Origin of the sequence: Puia sp. (genome assembly GCF_036500295.1) — a bacterium.
Lineage (GTDB): Bacteria > Bacteroidota > Bacteroidia > Chitinophagales > Chitinophagaceae > Puia.
Genome location: NZ_DASYCH010000043.1, coordinates 70,326 through 90,910 on the forward strand (window position 1 = coordinate 70,326; position 20,585 = coordinate 90,910).

The window sequence follows — 20,585 nt, forward strand, 5'->3', positions numbered from 1 at the left end:
TACCCTCTATGCAGCAACGACCAACTTTCCACAACGGCTATATCCTCGGCATTTCATTTATATCGGCGCTGGGCGGTTATCTATTTGGGTTTGACTTCGCCGTCATCTCGGGAGCCCTGCCTTTTCTGCGCACCGTATTCCACCTCACCGACTGGTGGGAAGGCTTCCTCACCGGATCGCTTGCCCTGGGTTGTATGGCCGGCTGTGTCCTCGCCGGCGGTTTGGCGGATAAATATGGCCGGAGAGCCGGGTTGATGATCGCAGCACTCCTGTTCGCCTGCTCATCCCTCGGGATGGCCTTTTCTCAGAGCCTCCCGGCATTCATCGCCACCCGCGCCGCTGCCGGCATCGGAGTCGGCATGGCGTCCATGCTGAGCCCGCTCTATATCGCGGAGGTCTCTCCCGCGGCGGTCAGAGGCCGGAATGTCGCTATCAACCAGCTGACGATCGTCCTCGGCATCCTGATCACCAACCTGGTCAATTATCTTCTGGCCGCCAAGGGGCCCGAAGTCTGGCGGTGGATGTTTGGGCTGGGTACCGTTCCCTCCTCTCTCTTTCTGCTGGGTGTATGGTGGCTGCCCGAAAGCCCGAGATGGCTGATGAAGGTGGGTCGAAAGGCCGAAGCCCTGAAAGTACTGGGGAAAATTGGCGATGCCAACTTTGTCAGCCGCACATCGGAAGACATCAGCGCTTCCCTGAAAGAGTCCCCAACCGTAAAACTTAGGGAGATCCTATCCGGCGCCGCCCGTCCCGCCGTGATCGTCGGCATCACGCTGGCGGTATTCCAGCAATTTTGCGGCATCAACGTGGTATTCAATTACACCTCGACCATCTTTCGGTCCATCGGCGCGTCCCTGGATCATCAGTTGCTGGAGACCATCTCCATCGGCATCGTCAACTTTATCTTCACCCTCGTCGCGATGTGGCAGGTCGACAGGCTGGGTCGTAAGCCGCTGATGCTGCTGGGATCGGCGGGCCTCGCCATCGTCTATATCGCGTTGGCCCTCGCCCTGCAGGGCAATGCCGGCGCGGGCATTGTCTCCATCTGCGTTTTGGCCGCCATCGCTTTGTATGCCACTTCTCTGGCGCCGGTGACCTGGGTGCTGATCTCGGAGATCTTTCCCACAGGCATTCGCGGGAAAGCCACTTCCGTAGCCGTCGTCTCGCTGTGGGGGGCCTATTTCATACTCGCTTTCACCTTTCCCGTGCTGGCTTCCCATCTGGGGGCCTTCGGCCCCTTCTATCTGTATGCCGGCATCTGCGGACTGGGCTTTCTTTTTATCCGCAGCCGCGTAAAAGAGACAAAAGGCAAAACCCTCGAAGAAATAGAAACATCGCTGATGCACCATTGACAAAACAAAACCACAAAAATAAAAAGAACGATTACATGAGCGATCCATCGGTAAAAGTTTGGCAGGAACAGATCATGATCCCTACCTATCGGGCCGGAGAACCCGACAAGAACCCCATGTTCTTCGAAAAGAGAATCTATCAGGGCAGCAGCGGAGTGGTCTATCCTTACCCCGTGATCGAAAAGATCCATGACGAAAGAACAGAAGAGCGATACACCGGCCTCTTTCTGGAAAATGCTTACCTGAAGGTCCTGATCCTGCCCGAACTCGGAGGTAGGGTGCAGATGGCATACGATAAGATCGCCAATCGCCATTTCATCTACTACAACCAGGTCATCAAGCCCGCGTTGGTGGGACTTTGCGGTCCCTGGATATCCGGGGGCATCGAGTTCAACTGGCCCCAACACCATCGCCCCAGTACCTTTTCACCGGTGGATTTTTCCGTCGAAGAGAATGCGGATGGCAGCAAGACCGTCTGGGTCAGCGAGATCGAACGGATGTCGCGCACCAAGGGGATGGCCGGTCTTACCCTCTATCCGGGAAAGGCGTACCTGGAGATCCGCGTAAAGCTTTTCAACCGGACCGCCCTGCCACAGACCTTCCTCTGGTGGGCCAACCCTGCTGTAAAGGTCAACGACGACTACCAATCGGTGTTCCCGCCCGACGTGAATGCCGTCTTCGATCACGGCAAACGGGACGTCTCCGCCTTCCCCATCGCGACCGGCACCTATTACAAGGTCGACTATTCTCCGGGCACGGATATCTCCCGTTACCGGAATATCCCCGTGCCGACGTCCTATATGGCCATCCATTCCGACTATGATTTCGTCGGCGGCTATGAACACGACAGCAATGCGGGAGTGTTGCACGTGGCCGATCACCATGTCTCTCCCGGCAAGAAGCAATGGACCTGGGGTCATGGCGATTTCGGCAGGTCATGGGACAGGAACCTCACCGATGAGGACGGACCGTACATCGAACTCATGGCGGGTGTTTTTACGGACAATCAACCCGACTTCGCATGGCTGATGCCCTACGAAGAGAAGTCCTTCGTCCAATACTTCCTGCCGTACCGGGAACTCGGTGTCGTCAAGAACGCCACCAAAGACCTGCTGCTGAACATCGAAAAGGAGACGGGAAATTGGGTGCTGAGAATATTCGCCACCTCCCTGCAGAAAGGCAACACCCTGCGGGTCTGGCAGGCAGGCGAATGCATGCAGGAAAACTTCGACGCCTCGCCGGAAGAAGTCTATCAATGCACCTGTCCGGTCCGGCCCGATAGCGACGACGAAACCCTCCTCGTACAGGTTCTCAATGCCGCCGGCGTCGAGGTCCTGCGATATGAGCCGGGCGCAAACAAAAAGAATGAGATCCCCGATCCGGCAAAGGCGCCATTAGCGCCCCGCGACATAGTCAGCAACGAGCAGTTGTATCTCACCGGCCTCCACCTCGAACAATACCGCCATGCGACTTATAGTCCCATCGCCTATTACGAAGAAGCCCTGCGCCGCGATCCCGGCGATATCCGGAATAACAATGCCCTCGGGCTCTGGCACCTGCGCAGAGGCCAGATCCTCAAAAGCGAACGCTATTTTCGAAAAGCCCTTGTCACCCTGACGCAACGCAACCCCAACCCATATGACGGTGAAGCCTTCTACAATCTTGGGCTTTGCCTGCAATGGCAGGGCCGGCTCGACGAGGCTTATGACAGTTACCACAAGGCCTGCTGGAGCAACCCCTGGCAGGATAAAGGATATTTCGCGCTGGCGCAGATCGATACGGCAAAAGGCAGATGGGACAGGGCGTTGGACCACACCCGGCTTTCGCTGGAAAGGAATACCCGCAACGCCAAAGCTCTCGCCCTGCGGGCGGCCGTCCTGAGACACGCGGGACAACAAAAAGCAGCGCAGCAGGTTTGCCGCGAAGGATTGGCCGGCGACTCATTCAACCTGGCCCTCTATTTCGAGCAATACAATAACGGTGACGTTCAGGGTAATTCCGGCGCTTCCCTGCGACAGCTGAAAACGCTGGCGAGGGGCGATATACAAAGCTATATCGAATATGCGCTCGACTACGCCGCCGCCGGCCTGTACACGGAAGCCATCGGATTACTGGAGACCGGCATCGCAGATGCGGCATCCGCCCATCGCTCCTATCCCATGGCCTGGTACTACCTGGGATGGTGGCGCCATCGCCTGGAACAGGATCGGGAAGCAAAAGAATGCCTGTTCAAAGCGGCTGACGCCGATGCTTCCGGTTGCTTTCCCAACCGTGTGGAGGATATTGCCGTCCTGCAGTTCGCCATGGCGATGAACGGATCCGACGCCAAAGCACCTTACTATCTGGGCAACCTGTGGTACGACAAACGCCAATATGATAACGCCATAGAATGCTGGACGCTATCGGCGAATAGGGACCCTTCCTTCCCAACCGTATTCCGCAACCTCGGTATCGCCTGGTTCAACAAACGGAATTCAGCAGAGAAGGCGTTGCAGAATTACGAGCGGGCCTTTGCCCTCGATCCTTCGGACGCGCGCGTGCTGATGGAACTCGACCAGTTGTACCGGCGGTTGAACAGGCGCCCGGACGAACGGCTTGCTTTCCTCGGGCAGCACCTGCCCCAGGTGGAACAACGGGATGACCTGACCCTGGAACGAATCGCCCTCTACAACTTCACGGGGGAGTACGACACCGCTTTCCGGCACATCATGGCTCGCCGGTTCCATCCCTGGGAAGGCGGCGAAGGAAAGGTGTCTGCGCAATATGTATACTGCCTGACCGAACGCGCAAAGCGCCACATCCTCGATGGCCGTTATGACGTCGCCATAGGTCTCCTGGAGCAAGCACAGGAGTATCCCCACAACCTGGGCGAGGGCAAACTGCCGGGCGCCGGGGAGAATGATATCTTCTATTGGCTGGGTATCGCATACGAACGCATGGCTCAGCCGGCAGCGGCAAAAGCATGTTTCCTCCGGGCCACGGAAGGCGATCCGACACCGGCAGCAGCCATCTTTTACAATGACACGCAACCCGACAAGATCTTCTACCAGGGACTGGCCTGGCAAAAGCTGGGCGACAGCCGCAAGGCGGGACAGATCTTTTCCGCACTGCTGGAATATGGCGACGCTCACCTGGATGACAAAGTGCAGATCGACTATTTCGCCGTCTCCCTCCCCGACCTCCTTATATTTGAAGATGATCTCGACCGCCGCAATAATATCCACTGCCATTATATGAAGGGGCTGGGATGTCTGGGCTTAGGCAGAAAGGAAGAGGCCGCTGCATCGCTGCAAAAAGTGCTGGAAATGGATCGCATGCACTCCGGTGCAAAGACCCATCTTGCCCTCCTGGCGCAGGGGGAAGAAAAGGAAAACCTATTGATGACCCAAAATCGATGATGACGATGAATCGGATAATGATATTACTGATCTGCTTGTGCGGACTGGCACGGGCCGGCCGCTCCCAGGAGACGATCTCGCTGGCCGGAGAGTGGAACGTAAGACTGGACGAACAGAAAACGGGCGAACAGCTTCAATGGTACAAACATTCCCTCGGCCAGAAGATCCATCTTCCCGGAACCCTCGACGATGCCGGCATCGGGAAACCCACCACCCTCACTGCCGATACGCTGAACAAGCAGGTGCTGCTTCATCTGACGCGGAAGCATTCCTATATAGGGTATGCCTGGTATTCCCGGGAAATAGAGATACCCCGCGGCTTCGCGGGGAAAGACATAGAACTGTTTCTCGAACGCGTCCTCTGGACCACGAAGCTATGGGTGGATGGCAAGGAGGCCGGTAGCCGGGAAAGTCTGTCCACTCCCCACAGGTGGGACCTAAGCGCAAGCCTCTCACCCGGCCGCCACCTGCTCGTCATCCGCATCGATAACACCCGGCAGTACGATATGTCCATCCAGAACATGGCCCACGCCTATACAGACGGCACCCAGATCATCTGGAACGGCATTATCGGCCGGATGCAACTCATCGCGAGAAATAAGGCGCACATCGGCTCCCTGGCCGCTTATCCGTCTTTAAAAAGCAAAAGCCTTAGGGTAAAGACGATCCTCAAGAACGACCAAACCACAGCCGTTCCCGTTACATTGACGGCACAGGTGTTCGACGACCATCAACGCCCTATCGCCCGGCAACAGTTGGACATCCGCCTTCAACCCGGCGAAACGAGCCGCGAGATCAGCATCCCCGTCGCCGGATGCGGGGAATGGGATGAATTCCATCCGCATGTCTATTCGGTCCGCGTACAACTCTCTGCCGCAACCGGCACCGTCAGCACTGCCGCAACCGGCACTGGCAGCACCGCGAACCCCGCCAACACCGTCACCACCGCCGCCAACACCGCCAACACCGCCGCCGCCTCCCAACTCCTCGACGCCGCTTCTATCACCTGGGGACTGCGCGAGTTGAGCAATCGCGATGGCCTGCTATGGATCAACGGCCGCCGTGTCTTCCTCCGGGGGACGCTGGAATGCGATATCTTTCCGCTTACCGGTCATCCTCCGATGGACCGAAAAGGCTGGCGCAAAGTATTTGGCACGGCAAAAGCATGGGGACTGAATCACCTGCGCTTTCATTCCTGGTGTCCGCCCGAAGCCGCCTTCGAAGTCGCCGACTCCCTGGGCATGTACCTGCAAATAGAACTTCCTTTCTGGAATAAGAACGCCGGCAAGGACGCCGCACTGAATGCCTTTCTGGAAGAAGAAGCCGGGCGCATCAGCGGGGAATACGGCAGCCATCCTTCCTTCTGTCTCTGGTCCATGGGCAACGAACTGGAAGGAGATTTCAGCTGGCTCGCCGGAATGGTGGCCAAGCTACGGCACGCCGATCCCCGCCATCTGTATACCTCCACCACGTTTACCTTCCAGCCCGGACACGGCAAATGGCCCGAGGCCGGGGATGACTTTTACGTTACCCAGTACACCAAAAAAGGCTGGGTCCGGGGCCAGGGTATCTTTAACACCTATCCTCCTTCTTTCAATACGGACTATACAAAGGCCGTCGACAGCCTTCCCATCCCGATCATCATCCACGAGATGGGACAGTATAGCGTTTACCCACGCCTTGCGGAGATCGGCAAATACACCGGCGTATTGGATCCGCTCAATTTTAAAGCGATACGGAAGGATCTCACCCGGAAACAACTGCTCGGACTCTCACCGGCCTTCACGATGGCCAGCGGCCGCTTTGCCGCCAATCTCTATAAGGAAGAAATAGAACGGGCCCTCAAAACAAAAGGCATCAGCGGCTTCGACCTGCTGGACCTGCACGATTTCCCCGGACAGGGAACGGCCCTGGTCGGCATCCTCGACGCTTTCTGGGACAGCAAGGGCCTGGTGACACCGGCGCAACACCGGATGTATTGCTCATCCGTCGTCCCGCTGATCCGCTATGAAAAAGCCGTCTACGAGAATAACGAGACCTTCAGGGCCGACGTGGAAGTTGCCAACTTCAGCGATCGGCTGCTCAAAGCCGCCGAAGGGGAGTGGACCGTCAATGACGCGGCAGGCAACCGGATCGCCGGCGGCCGCCTGGCACCGGCGGACATTGCTATCGGTAATGGACAACAGCTGGGTAGCTTCGCCCTCCCCCTGCAGGATATCCACAAAGCCGCCTGCCTCATCATCGAGGTCGCTCTGAAAGGCACACCCTATAAGAACCAATGGCGCATCTGGGTCTATCCGCGGACAACGCCCGCATCTCAAAAACCCATCTTCGACACGACGCTGGACGATGCCCTCCGGCATCTCCGGGAAGGCCGCAACGTCCTGCTCAATCCCGATACACTCTCCATCAACGGCGTCGCCGGCCGCTTCGCCCCGGTATTCTGGAGCCCCGTTCATTTCCCCGATCAGCCCGGCACCATGGGCCTCCTCTGCAACCCCCACCACCCCGCCCTCGCGGACTTCCCCACGGAACCCTGGTCCGACTGGCAATGGTGGGACCTGGTGACGTCCTCCAAGACCATGATCCTGGATTCCCTGCCCCGGTTGGAGCCGATCGTACGGGTGATCGACAACTTCTTCAAGAATCGCCGCATGGCCGATATCATCGAGGCCAGAGTCGGGAAGGGCAGGCTGATCCTCGTCTCGATGGATCTTACCCACCATCTCGACCGGCGCCCGGCGGCCCGTCAGTTGCGGTACAGCCTCGAACGGTATATGCAAAGCCCGGCCTTTGCTCCCGGCACGACCCTCAGCCCCGGTCAGCTGGCGCGTGTGGTGGCGCCCGACAACGAGACATTGCTGCTCAGGGCGAAAGACCGCCTGAAACAGGCGGCGGCACAGGTAAAGTACCTGATCCGCCAGACCTCCCCGGACAGCTTTCCGGAGACCTTCGATCCCCGGGCCGGCCGCTGGGGCATGGGCCGATCCTCCTCCTGGATGTCGGGATTCTATCCCGGTGAACTCCTCTATCTCACCGAAGCAACGGGCGACGATAACCTCCAACGGGAGGCGCTGAAGAAACTGCCGCGGCTGGAAAAGGAACAATACAATAAAGACACCCACGATCTGGGCTTCATGATGTATTGTTCTTTTGGAAACGCCTTCCGGCTCCAACACCGGGAGGACTATGCGAAGGTCATCCTCAACAGCGCCCGGTCCCTCGCCGGCCGGTTCAATGACAAGGTGGGATGCACCCGATCCTGGAACTCCGACTCATCGAGGTTTATGGTCATCATCGACAATATGATGAACCTTGAACTGCTCTTCGCCGCGACGAAGATCTCCGGCGACTCCTCCTTCTATAAAATGGCGGTCAGACATGCCCGTACGACGATGCTGAACCATTTCCGGCCGGATCATAGTTCGTACCACCTGGTCATCTACGACCAGGTGACAGGAGCCGTAAAAAAGAAACAGACGGTGCAGGGAGCCGCCGACGAGTCCGCCTGGTCCAGAGGCCAGGCATGGGGGCTATATGGATATACGATGGTATATCGCGAAACCAAGGACCCGCAATTCCTCGAGCAGGCCCGGCATATCGCGGATTATATCCTGCCCCGCCTGCCCGCCGACGGCATTCCGGAATGGGATTTTGATGCGCCCCGGCTCACCGGTAGTCCCGAAGCGTCGACACCCCGCGATGTTTCAGCCGGAGCCATTATGTGCTCCTCCTTGCTCGAACTGTCCGGGTATACGCGGGGGGAAGCGAAAGCGAGATACCTGGCCGCGGGTCGAAAAATGCTGGGCAGCCTCATGTCCCCCGCCTACCTGGCTCCAAAAGGAACAAACGGTGGCTTTCTCCTCCTCCATGGCACCGGCAATTTCCCGAAACACTCCGACGTGGACGTGTCCCTCATCTACGCCGACTACTACTATGTTGAAGCGCTGCTCCGCTACCAGCGGATGGCGGAACAGGATACCATCCTGAACCGGTATACCCGTTTCCTGTACCGGGCAGCCCCGCTTGCCGGTGATGGCGACGCCCTGATCCTCTCACCCGATAAAGCAGGCCGTTGGGCCGATATCGACTATCGGGATACCCAACGGGCCAACTGGCAGCCGCTGACACATCTCCAGCGGGTGCGGGCACTGGCCCTGGCCTGGTCGAACCCGGGATCCCGGCGTTTTCATGATCCCGCATTATGGAAAACGCTCAACCTCACTCTCGATCATTGGCTCAGGGAACGTTACCACAACAGCAATTGGTGGCATAACGAGATAGGCGTTCCCCAATATATGCGGGACATCATCGTGCTGCTTCGCGATACGCTGGACCAACCGAAGCTCGCAGCGGCATTGGAAGTCCTCGGCCAGTACAGGCTGCAGAAAAGCGGTGCCGGGGCTAACCTGGTCTGGAGCGCCGACCTGGGATTGCATCTGGGAGCTCTCACAGGAAACGATGAGCTGATCCGGAAATGCGCCCGGCTCCTCGCCGACGAGGTGCACATCACCACCGGCGACGGACTGCAACCCGACAACAGCTTTCATCAGCACGGCGCCCGCCTCCAGGTCTTTCAATATGGCGCCGCCTACCTGCAGGGCAATATCCGCCTGGCCTGGCAACTGATGGGGACCTCCTGGGCCCTCCCGGAAGAAAAGATATCTCTTCTGGCCGGCTTCACACTCGATGGATGGCAATGGATGTCCCGGGGTATCCACACCGTGCCGGGTACGATCGACCGGTCGGTGAGCCGGCCCGGCGCCCTGAACAGCGCCGATCTCCGCGACTACATTCCCTACCTCTGCGCACTCTGCCCTTCCAAAGCCAAAGCCTTTGAGGCCATCGCCCGCCGGCAGAATGACCAGGGGCCGGCCCTCGTGGGGTTTCGATATTTTCCCCGCTCCGATTTCTCCGTATACCAGCAACCCCATTTCACCTGGTTTCTAAAGACGATATCCGATCGCACCCTTCCGACAGAATCGATCAACGGCGAGAACCGGAAAGGAGGTCTGCTGAACAGTGGGGACGGGTATGTCCTGCGCACCGGTAACGAGTATTTCAATCTGATGCCGGTATGGGACTGGGAGAAACTGCCGGGTGTCACTTCCTTTCACGGCGCCACCCACATCGACCGCCATTCCTTTACCGGCAGCGTCGGCGATGGCAAGAGTGGGCTTACGGTTATGGACTATGGGCTTACAGGCACGACCGGCCAACGGCTTGACACCCGGAAATTCTGGGCCTGCCATGATGGATGGGTAGTTTGTCTGATCGGCGGTCTTCATGACAGCGCCCTGTCAACAAAGCCTTTCACGACACTCGATCAATGCCGCTGGGCCGGATCGGTCACAGTAAAGAGAACAGCGGAAACCACCTTGCACGAAGGCGATCACGAATTGAAGGGGGTACACTGGATCCGCCACGCCGGGGTGACCACCCTCTTCTTCAAACCGGCGCAGCTCGACATTCATGCCGGCACAGCCACCGGAACCTGGGCATCCATCAATACCTCCGGATCGGCCGCTCCGGTAACCGAAAAAACTTTCACCCCGCTGTTGTTGCACGGTTCAGATCCCGCCGCCGCTTACGCGCTCACCACCGACATCACTTTGGAACAGACCCGGTCATTCACCACCCGGCCTCCCTGTACCGTGATCCGCAACGACCCGGGACTCCAGGCCATCCGGTTCCGGGATGGAACGATCCTGGCAGCATTCTATACCGCGGGCACCTTGCACCTGGACGACAACCAAACCATCGGGGTCGACCAGCCCTGCCTTCTGCTTGCTTCTGCCGACGGCACCTATCTCTCCGACCCATCCCGCAAGGCCGGGACCCTCACGCTCACCATTGGACACTCCAGCAAGTCTTTCTTCCTGCCGGACGACGGGACGTCGGTGAAGGTCGCGGGAAAAATATTCCTGTAACCTTTTTGCGGCTCGTTACTCCAATAGCTATTAGCATTAACAATCAAAACACAACTCCATGATCAAAAAACTTGGAAGCGGAGCATCGCTTGCCCTTGTCTTAGGCCTCTTGTATGCAACACCAGGCTATTCTCAGGCAAATCCGAAGCTCTCCGACCCGGAGATCGCGTCCGTAGCCGTGGTGGCCAACCAGAATGACATCGGCTATGCCGAGATAGCCCAGAAGAAATCCAAAGATGCCGAGATCCTGAAATTTGCGCAGACGATGTCCAACGACCACAAAGCGGTCATTGCACAGGCGGTGGCGCTGGTTAAAAAACTGAATGTCACGCCAAAAGACAATGCCGTAAGCCAGAAGCTGCTGGCCGACGCGGCAAAGGAAAGAAAGTCGCTGGAGGGCATGTCGGGTAAGGCGTTCGACAAGGCGTATATCGACAACGAAGTCGCTTATCACAAAGCCGTTATCTCGGCGGTCGAAGGGCTGCTGGTACCACAGGCTCAAAACGCCGAGTTAAAAGGTCTCCTGCAAAAAGTTGTTCCCACGTTAAAAGCCCACCTGGCCCACGCGGAAATGGTGCAATCAAACCTGAAATAGAATGAGAGATCCGGCGGCCGCAAGCAGGAGGTTTCTTTACCTGCTGTGTACGCTTCTTTTCATCACCGCGTGCAACTCCAAGCCCGATCAACAACCAACCGCCGCTCCGCCAAAAGCTCCGGAGCCTGCTGTTTACACCGTAGAGATAAAGGATATGAAGTTTGTCCCGGACTCTCTCGTCGTAAAAAAAGGGGATGAGGTTATTTTTGTCAACCGGGACATGGTCGCTCATTGTGTTACCGAAGTCGGCAAGACCTGGACCTCCTCGGCGATCCCGGGAGGTGAGGATTGGATGCTTGTCGCTACCAGGAGCGCAACCTACTATTGTGCTATCCATATGGTGATGAAAGGAAAGATTATCGTACAGGACAGTACGGGCAAATAAGCCCCATCAAAAGCCTTCAGATCGTACTTGATCCGAAGGCTTTTTTTTGTATCTTGTGTGTCTGGCTAACCATATGGAATTCCTCAACGTCCTATATCACGAACTGATCTCCTTTCTCGGCCTAGGCTCCCTGCTGGACATGTACCACACCGGCGATTACAGTCCCCTGTTGACACTCAACGGCGTGCTTGGCGCCATTTCGCCGGTCATCCCGCTGATCCTGTTGATAGAGATCGGGCGGGCGGTGATCTATAAAAAGTTCAGGATCGAGGACTACAAGATGCCGTTCCTGATCTTCCTTCTCAACCGCTTTATTTCAAGGTTCATCTCGATCGCCGCGATTGCCTTTTGCATCGGCGTTCTGGAAAAATATGCGGTACTGAAAACCGCCTTCACCTGGTATTGGTTGATCTACGGTTATATTATCTGGGAGTTTGCACACTTCGTCTATCATTACCTCGCACACAAGGTCAGGGTTTTCTGGTGTCTGCATTCCACCCACCATGCCCCACAAAGCATGAACCTATTCGTCGGCTATGCGCATTTTTTTCTGGAAAGCGCTTATGCCGATGTCATCCGCACCTCCATCTGCATTCTCGCCGGCGTCAACCCGCCCCTGCTGTTCTTTATCATGTTTATCGACGGCACCTGGGGCGCCTTTATCCACATAGGCGAAAATATCCTTAAGGACGGCCGGCTTGGTTTTTTGAACCGGATCATCCTCACCCCCTCCCATCACCGGGTGCATCATGCCAGAAATCCTTTGTATATGGACACCAATTTCTGTAATCTCCTGAACATCTGGGACCGGCTCTTCGGAACACTTCAAAAGGAGGAGAAGGAGGTCGCCATCGAATATGGCATCACCCGGAAGTTGAATCCGAACAATCTGCTGGATGTCTATTTCGGGGAGTTTTATTATCTGGCAAAGGACATTGCAAAGGCGCCCGGCCTGAAGAATAAGATCCTGTATATCTTTATGCCGCCGGGATGGAGTCATACGGGCGATCACAAGACGGCCCGCATCGTAAAACGACAGTCTACTTCGCGTTCGCCATCCAGTCACTTGTCGCACTCACCAGCAGGGAAAGAACATCCTTCTTACCCGCTTTGAACATATGATTTGCCCCATCGATCTTCACCAGCGTCGCTTTGGGCAGTGACGAGCAAACCGATTCGATCAGTTCCCAGGTCGCCAGTTCATCCTTCGTCCCTTGCAGAAAAAGCATCTTCGTCTTAAGACTCCGCAGATGCTCGGCCCGCTCGATACCCGGCTTGCCGGCGGGATGCAACGGAAATCCATAGAATACGATCCCTTTTACTTCGGGCCGGGGATGCTCCGCCAGATACTGCGAACTCATGCGCCCCCCAAAGGATTTGCCCGAAACAAAAAGCGGGAGACCTGGATACGATGCCTGTGCGTGATTGATCGCCGCGGCAATCGTCTCATGCGCCACGGCCGGCGTATCCGGCCGGCCCTTCTTACGCTCGGTGAAAGGGAAGTTGAACCGCAGGGTGGCAATGCTGGCCTCTGCCAGCGCCGAAGCCAACTCGACCATAAAAGGATGATCCATGCCGGCTCCTGCGCCGTGGGCAAGCGTCATGATACATTTACTTCTTTCCGGCAGGTAATACTCCGCCGAAACCATGCCGACAGGGGAGGAAACCATGAAGGTTAAAGATCGCTTGTTCATGGTACAACTTACTCATTTTTCTCTTATCTTGTATAAATGGGCATCCCCTTCATCCAACAAGGCAGCCGCATCCATCGGGTCCGAAAGAATCTCCGGATGGGCATGGCCCTTGCCTGGACAGCTTCCCCGCGGTTGCTCCTCCGCTATACCATCCTGGGGATGTTCAATGCGGTCATGCCGCCCATCTCCGTATACCTGGGCGCCGTGTTGGTCAACAAGATCGCCGAGGCCCGTTTTCATGCCATCCACTTCCAGGATATCCTGCCGCTGATCCTCGGCCTCTGGATCACCGTTGTGATCCAACGCTCCGCCGGCGCCTATATCGGCTATGGCCGGAATCTTTTTGTACGCCGGGTCGAACTGGAGGCCGAGCGGCGGCTCCTGGCCAAGGCCGCAAAGATCGATATGGGGCATTTCGACAACTCGGACTGGTACGACCGGCTTTCCCGCGCCAAGCGAGACGTCAACTGGCGGCCGGGCGACCTCACCTGGAGTGTGCTGGGCCTGTCCGGGAATATCGTCACTATCGTCCTCATGGCCGGCCTCCTGGCTAGCCTGCACTGGCTGCTGGTCGTCCTCGCACTCGCCGCCTCCATCCTCTCTCTGTTCATCGAAAGCCGCATCACCTCCAAACTATACAAGTTCTTTTATAAGGAGACGCCGGAAGAACGCGAACGGCAATATCTAGGGGATATGTTCATCCAGCCGAAGTCCATCAAAGAGATCCGGGCCTTCGTCCTCGGCGACTACCTGCTCAAACGGCACCACGACATCTCCGAAGACCTCTTCAGCCAGCGCGAAAAAATTTACCGGTCGGGAGCCCGGACATCGATGATCAGCGGCATCGTGTCCGGCACGATACTCGGCCTGGCCTATGTCTTCGTAGCCGTTCGCGGCATCTCAGGCGCCCTCGACCCCGGCGGCGTCGTCCTGATCATCGGGGCGTTTACCGCCGTCTCCGGCACCCTGGGACAGATCACCAGTACTTTTGTCGCCGTCGATCAGCATACCACCTTCCTGGATGACTATTTCTCCTTCCTGGCGATCGACCCCCTCCTGCCGGTACCGGCGCAGCCAAAGTCTATCCCGCCGGGCAAGATCAACGATATCGTATTCGACAACGTCAGCTTCTCGTATCCCGGCGGCACTCTCCAGGCGGTGGACGGACTCAACCTGCATATAAAAAGCGGCGAGCTGATCGCCCTCGTCGGCGAGAACGGCGCAGGCAAGAGCACCCTCGTAAAACTCCTGCTAAGGTTTTATGATGTCGACAAAGGCGCCGTCTGCATCGACGGCGTCGACATAAAAGAGATGGACCCCGAGACCCTGCGCAGCCGCATCGGTGTCCTTTTCCAGGACTACGCCACCTATGAACTGTCGGTGAAGGAGAATATCTTCATGGGTTGGCCCTACGCCGCCGTCGATGACGAGCGGATCGCCAAAGCGCTAAAAGATTCCCGCAGCGAATGGCTGGTAAAAAAGCTGCCCAATGGCCTCGACTCGAAGGTCGGCCGGCTCTTCGAAGGCGGCCATGATCTATCCGGCGGCGAATGGCAGCGCCTCGCCCTCGCCCGCATCATGTACCGGGACTCCGACATCTGGATACTCGATGAACCCACCTCCTCCCTCGACCCCGAAGCCGAGGCGGGTATCTTCGCCGAGCTAAAAGAAAATCTGAAAGGCCGCATCGGCATCGTCATCTCGCACCGCTTCTCCACCGTCCGCATCGCCGACCGGATCGCCGTCATCGCCGACGGCCGCGTCACCGAGCTGGGCAGCCACGAACAACTGCTAAACGCCCGCGGCCGTTATGCCGAACTCTTCGAGATCCAGGCGGCAGGCTATCGCTGACGACCCCAAAAAACAGTTCCCTTTTTTACAATTCCCCGCCCACCGCCCTGCTTAGCTTTGCCCAAAACCGGCAAATGCCGTACTTTCAACCCATGGAGTTCACCTACTTTCCTCCATCCGAGATCTTAAAGCCCTATATCCGGCATTACTATCTCTTCCAGTCCACCTCGGACACCTCCTTCGGGGACACCGTTTTTCCAAGCGGCGACCCGGAAATGATCTTCAATCTCGGCGAAGGCACCTGGTCGGCCGAGGGAAAGACCAACCCGCTGATCGAACTCTGGGGGCAGATCACAAAACCCCTGGCCATCCATTCCACCGGCCGCCATACCATGCTGGGCATCAAATTCTACCCACATTCCGCCGCTTATTTTCTCAAGGATACCATCGGCGAATTCAATGACCAGGTTGCCGATCTGGGCGAACTCCTCGGCCGGCCCGTAAAACAACTCCACGCCCAACTGCTCGCGACAGCAGAAACAGCCAAAGGGATCGCCCTGCTGGAGACCTTTCTTCTTCAAAGGCTCATGATCAACGAAAAAAGGATCCTCCGTATCGACCGGGTCGGCCACATCCTCAAAAGCATGGCCAGCGACCCAACCGATCCTGCCGGGGTAAAGATAAACGCCATCGCCTCCAGACACGGCATCACCTCCCGCTATCTCAATAAACTGATCTATCAGCACACGGGTCTCACCCCGATCTCTTTCAACAAGATCAAACGTTTCCAGTTCAGCCTGAAACTTATCGCAAAACACGACCAGCCCCTGACCGCCATCGCCTATGACTGCGGCTATTTCGACCAGTCCCATTTCATAAAAGAATTCAAAACCTTCACGGGACTCACCCCCTCCGCCTATCTGAAGAGCATCTCCCCCGTCAACCAGTTGCTGTTACAATAACAGTTCCTTTTCTTACTATTTTCGACCAGTCCATGCCGGTAGCTTTGTGAAAAAAAGATGAGCTACTACGAACACTTCGCCCGACTCCACCAAGGGCCAATACCGCTCCTCCTTGGCAATTGCTGGGATGTCCACAGCGCAAAATTGCTCGCCGACGCCGGCTATCCCGCTATCGGTTTCTCCAGTTATGCCCTCTCCACCGCCCTTGGCTATGAAGACGGCGAACGGCTGCCCTTCGATCTCCTGCTGCAAACGACCCGCCGTATCACCGAAACCATCCACGCCCCTTTCACCGTAGACATGGAAGGCGGTTTCAGCCGGAACATCGACGGCATCCTCGCCAACATCGACAAGGTATACGCCGCCGGGGCCGTCGGTATCAACCTGGAAGACACCATCGCCGGCGAGACCCGCAGCTTCCAGCCCGCCGCCGGTTTCGCAAAAACGATCGCGGCCATCGCCGATCATCTCAGCCGCAACAACAAGAATTTGTTTCTCAACATCCGAACCGACGGGTTCCTGCTCAACATCCCCACCGCGCTTCCCGAAACGCTAGCCCGGATGAGGGCTTATGAAAACGCCGGCGCCAACGGCATCTTCGTCCCGGGGATCACCGGCACGGACGATATCGAACAGGTAGTCAACGCCACCACCCTGCCCATAAACGTCATGGCCATCCCCGGTCTGCCGCCGATCCAAACCCTGCAGCAGCTCGGCGTGAAGCGGATCAGCATGGGCCCCTTCCTCTTCAGCAAGGTCTATGCGCATGCTGCCGACCTCGCCAGAACAGTTTATGAGAAAAAAGACCTGAACACCCTTCTTTAAGGCAACCTCAACAATGGGCGTTTTCATCGTCCTTACATCTGCCGCCAATCATCTATCCAAATATCCCTCCTGTCCTGTTTTAGCTTTTACTTTCGGGATATTGGTGAAAAATTGCGCCCGGATAAAAACGGCCAAAACCAACGAATGATGAGAACCCTGCTCAACCTGCTCACGGTCCTGCTATTGGGTACATTCACCTACGGTCAGGCACCAGCCGGCGGCAAAGCCCCGGCTGGCAATACCGGCAGGATAACCGGCAGCGTCGAAGACGGCGCGGGTAAGCCCCTGGATGGCGTCTCGGTCTCCCTGTTGAAACGATCCGATTCCAGCACGGCGAGAGTGGCTGTCACCGACAAAACAGGCCGCTTTACTCTCCCCAATCTTCCCAATGGAAAATATCTCTTGTCCTTCACCCACATCGGATTTACCACCTCCTACAGCCAGCCCTTCGTATTGTCATCCGCAAATCCGCAAACGACCATACCCCCCATCCACCTCCAACCCACCGATGCCGCCCTCGGTCAGGTGACCGTAGTGGGCCGGCGGCCGCCGATCGAGAACAAGATCGACAAGACCGTCGTCAACGTCGACGCCTCGCCGACCAATGGCGGTCTCACCGCCCTCGAAGTGCTGGAAAAATCCCCCGGCGTGATGGTCGACAACGACGGCAACATCAGCCTCAAAGGCAAACAGGGAGTGATCATCCTTATCGACGGCAAACCCACCTATCTGAATGCCACCGATCTCTCTAACTATCTCAAGAACATGTCCGCCAGCCAGCTTGACCAGATCGAGATCATGAGCCAGCCGCCCGCTAAATACGATGCCGCCGGTAACTCCGGGGTGATCAACCTCACCACAAAAAAGAACAAGAACAACGGGTTCAACGGTTCGATCACGCTGTCGGCGATCATCGCCCGGTACTTCAAAACGCCCAACAGCATCAATCTCAACTGGCGCCAGGGAAAATTCAACATCTTCGGAAATTATGGCTATGCCTGGTGGGAAGGCTTCAACGACGTCCTGGGGAACAACAGCCTTCGGGCCGACGCCAATACCCCTTTCGATCGCTACACCCTCCAGCACACCTATGGAAGATATTCCGAGCGCGGTCAGAACTTCCGCGCCGGTGTCGACTATTTCGCCGATAAGAAGACGACCTTCGGCATCGCCGTTAACGGAACGATCGACAAAGAATGGTTCACCTCGGAATCGACAACCGACTTTTACGACAGCCTTCACCAGTTCGTCCAGTACAACGTCGCCCAGTCCCTGAATAAAACACCCCAGACCCACCTTGGCTTCAACGGCAATTTCACCCGCAAACTGGACGGCAAAGGCAGCGAACTCACCGCCGATGCCGACTATATCTTCTTTAACACGCAAGGAACGATCAACTCCAACAACTATCTCTACAACGCAGACAATATCGCCTCCGACGCCCCCTACCTGCTAAATGGCCGGCTGCCCTCGAAGATCGATATCTATACTTTCAAAAGCGATTATAAGAAAGTGATAAGCGACGCCACCACCATCGAGGCCGGCATAAAGACCAGCTTTGTCCGCACCGATAACAATGCGATCTATACCCTGTACGATAACAGCGCAAAATCATGGGTGGCGGACACGGCGATCAGCAATCACTTCATCTATAAGGAGAATATAAACGCTGCCTATGTCAACTGGCAACAGAAGATCAAAAAATTCTCCTGGCAGCTGGGGCTGCGCGCCGAACAGACCAACACCAACGGCGACCAGACTGTAAAAAGCGTCAGTTTTAAGAAGAACTATATCCAACTCTTTCCCACCGCCTATCTGAATTACAAGACCAATGACAACAATACCTTCGGCCTCTCCTTTGGCCGCCGGATCGAAAGGCCTTCCTATCAAAGCCTGAACCCCTATCGTTTCCAGCTGGACCGCTACACCTACGAACAGGGAAACCCCAACCTGCAGCCTCAATTCAGCAACAACGTCGAGCTCAGCTATAACTATAAGGGTGCGCTGAACATCTCGGCCAACTACACCATGACCACCGATATCATCAGCGACGCGGTCATCAGCTTCAAAGCGGCCGGCGACTCCAACTATACGACATATCAAACCTCACAGAATATCGCCTCGCAGCGAAACATCGGTCTCTCCCTCAATTATAGCAAACAGCTGGCTAAAGGCTGGAACCTCAACGTCTTCTTCAACGTCTATAACAATCATTATAAGGGAGTCGTTGACAGCACCATCATCGACGTCAGCTACACCTCCTTCAACGCCAGCTTTAACTCCCAATACGCTTTCAAGAAAGGCTGGGCGGCCGAGATCAGCGGCTTCTACTATGCAAAAAACTATGTCAGCGGGGTCCTGCTGGCCGAAGGTCGCGGCATGTTCTCCCTCGGCGGTTCAAAACAGATATGCAACGGTAAAGGCTCGCTAAAGCTGAATCTTCGCGATCCCTTCTACCTCATGAACTTCACCAGTCATACCCATCTCGATAAGGGACTCACGAATTCCCATAGCATCTGGGACAACCGCAGAATAGTGATGACCTTTATCTATCGGTTTGGGAAAAATAGCGGCAACCAGCCGCAACGGAGGAATGGGGGAGCCGGGGACGAACAAAGCCGCGTAGGCGGGAATAGCCAGCAATAGTAGGCGGGAGTAGCCAGCAATAGCTTGCATCAGCGGGTGATATCCCGCTTTTACGGCACCAGCACGATCTTCCCCTGGGTATGCCGTTTTTCTAACTCCCGGTAGGCCTCGCGCACCTCGGTCAGCTTATAGACACGGGCGATGGGGATCTCCAACTTTCCCGCCGCGATCAATTCCGCAAGTTCTGCCAGCACTTCGGCTTTTGCCCCCGTTTGATTGCCATCGGTCTTTACCCGATATTTCTTTGCCGCTTCAAAGTCGATAATCGTATCGATGCGCTCGGAAGGAACACCCAGTTCTATCGCCAGATCCACGTACCCATCCCCATGTGTATCGATAAAAGCGTTGATCTTTGCGGCGGCCGCTTTCTTTATCCGCTCCATCATTCCCTCTCCGTATGACAACGCGATGGCTCCATGATCCTTCAGCCATTGATGATGTGCTTCGCTGGCAAGACCGATTACTGTGGCTCCGGCATTTCTGGCCAGCTGTACCGCAACGGACCCCACGCCACCCGCAGCGCCGGAGATGACCACGACATCACCCCGTCGCAGGCCGACGGCCTTCACCGCCGCATACGCCGTCGTTCCGACGACAAACAATCCACCCGCCTGCTCCCAGGGGACTTTTGCCGGCCGCGGCGTAAGATGTCCCTCCTCCACCAGCACATAATCCGCATGACTGGCGCGACCATCAGTAAATCCGATGATCTCATCCCCGACAGCAACCTGCCGTACGCCCTCACCGGTCTCTTCCACCGTTCCGGCCAGATCACTGCCCTCGCCGGAAGGAAAGGTCGTCGGCCACATCTTCGCCAGCTTACCCTCCCGGATCGCGCCTTCGCCGGGGTTGATCCCGGCCGCTTTCAACCGCACAAGAACCTGCCCTTTTCCCGGCACCGGCCTCGGGATCTCCACTACGTTCAACACATCGGTCCCCCCAAAATGATCGAATTTCACCGCACGGGATGTCTTTGCTTTTTCCATAACAATGCATTTATAGACAAC

Annotated in this window: 12 protein-coding genes; 10 read left to right on the forward strand and 2 right to left on the reverse strand. The window is 56.7% G+C overall.

The genetic code is table 11. The features are described from left to right. Positions 1 to 8 precede the first annotated feature (8 nt). The 6 genes from VGM48_RS08885 to VGM48_RS08910 all read left to right on the forward strand — a co-directional run bounded on the left by VGM48_RS08885 (position 9) and on the right by VGM48_RS08910 (position 12,774). Complete coding sequence (locus tag VGM48_RS08885; RefSeq protein WP_331578158.1) at positions 9 to 1,352, forward strand: sugar porter family MFS transporter; 1,344 nt, start codon at positions 9 to 11, stop codon at positions 1,350 to 1,352. A gap of 35 nt (positions 1,353 to 1,387) precedes the next feature. Then, positions 1,388 to 4,750, forward strand: a complete 3,363-nt coding sequence (locus VGM48_RS08890; protein WP_331578160.1) for a DUF5107 domain-containing protein — start codon at positions 1,388 to 1,390, stop codon at positions 4,748 to 4,750. 5 nt (positions 4,751 to 4,755) lie between these two features. Further along, positions 4,756 to 10,680 (forward strand): polysaccharide lyase family 8 super-sandwich domain-containing protein, encoded by a 5,925-nt coding sequence (locus VGM48_RS08895; RefSeq protein WP_331578162.1) that lies wholly within the window; start codon positions 4,756 to 4,758, stop codon positions 10,678 to 10,680. Positions 10,681 to 10,738: 58 nt separating this feature from the next. Further along, a complete protein-coding gene (locus tag VGM48_RS08900) occupies positions 10,739 to 11,275 on the forward strand; it encodes a DUF4142 domain-containing protein (RefSeq protein WP_331578164.1) in 537 nt (178 codons plus the stop codon). A gap of 1 nt (position 11,276) precedes the next feature. Continuing rightward, a complete protein-coding gene (locus VGM48_RS08905) occupies positions 11,277 to 11,660 on the forward strand; it encodes a cupredoxin domain-containing protein (RefSeq protein WP_331578166.1) in 384 nt (127 codons plus the stop codon). Between the two features lie 73 nt (positions 11,661 to 11,733). Further along, entirely contained in the window at positions 11,734 to 12,774 is a 1,041-nt protein-coding gene (locus VGM48_RS08910; RefSeq protein WP_331578168.1) for a sterol desaturase family protein, read from the forward strand. On the opposite strand, the gene VGM48_RS08915 is transcribed toward VGM48_RS08910, so the two are convergent. After that, positions 12,701 to 13,354 (reverse strand): alpha/beta family hydrolase, encoded by a 654-nt coding sequence (locus VGM48_RS08915; RefSeq protein WP_331578170.1) that lies wholly within the window; start codon positions 13,352 to 13,354, stop codon positions 12,701 to 12,703. The two genes, VGM48_RS08910 and VGM48_RS08915, sit on opposite strands and share 74 nt — an antisense overlap. A 36-nt stretch (positions 13,355 to 13,390) precedes the next feature. Between VGM48_RS08915 and VGM48_RS08920 the strand changes: the two genes are divergently transcribed. The 4 genes from VGM48_RS08920 (at position 13,391) to VGM48_RS08935 (ending at position 19,578) form a co-directional block, all read left to right on the forward strand. After that, positions 13,391 to 15,205: an ABC transporter ATP-binding protein gene (locus tag VGM48_RS08920; protein ID WP_331578172.1), complete on the forward strand. Its 1,815-nt coding sequence runs from the start codon at positions 13,391 to 13,393 to the stop codon at positions 15,203 to 15,205. A 74-nt stretch (positions 15,206 to 15,279) separates the two neighbouring features. Beyond that, a complete protein-coding gene (locus VGM48_RS08925; protein ID WP_331578174.1) occupies positions 15,280 to 16,107 on the forward strand; it encodes an AraC family transcriptional regulator in 828 nt (275 codons plus the stop codon). A gap of 57 nt (positions 16,108 to 16,164) precedes the next feature. Beyond that, positions 16,165 to 16,932: an isocitrate lyase/phosphoenolpyruvate mutase family protein gene (locus VGM48_RS08930; protein ID WP_331578176.1), complete on the forward strand. Its 768-nt coding sequence runs from the start codon at positions 16,165 to 16,167 to the stop codon at positions 16,930 to 16,932. A gap of 144 nt (positions 16,933 to 17,076) precedes the next feature. Further along, positions 17,077 to 19,578, forward strand: coding sequence for a TonB-dependent receptor (locus tag VGM48_RS08935; protein WP_331578178.1), 2,502 nt, complete (start codon positions 17,077 to 17,079; stop codon positions 19,576 to 19,578). A 50-nt stretch (positions 19,579 to 19,628) separates the two neighbouring features. Here VGM48_RS08935 and VGM48_RS08940 read toward each other — a convergent pair whose 3' ends face one another. Next, positions 19,629 to 20,564, reverse strand: a complete 936-nt coding sequence (locus tag VGM48_RS08940) for an NADP-dependent oxidoreductase (RefSeq protein WP_331578180.1) — start codon at positions 20,562 to 20,564, stop codon at positions 19,629 to 19,631. Between the last annotated feature and the right edge of the window lie 21 nt (positions 20,565 to 20,585).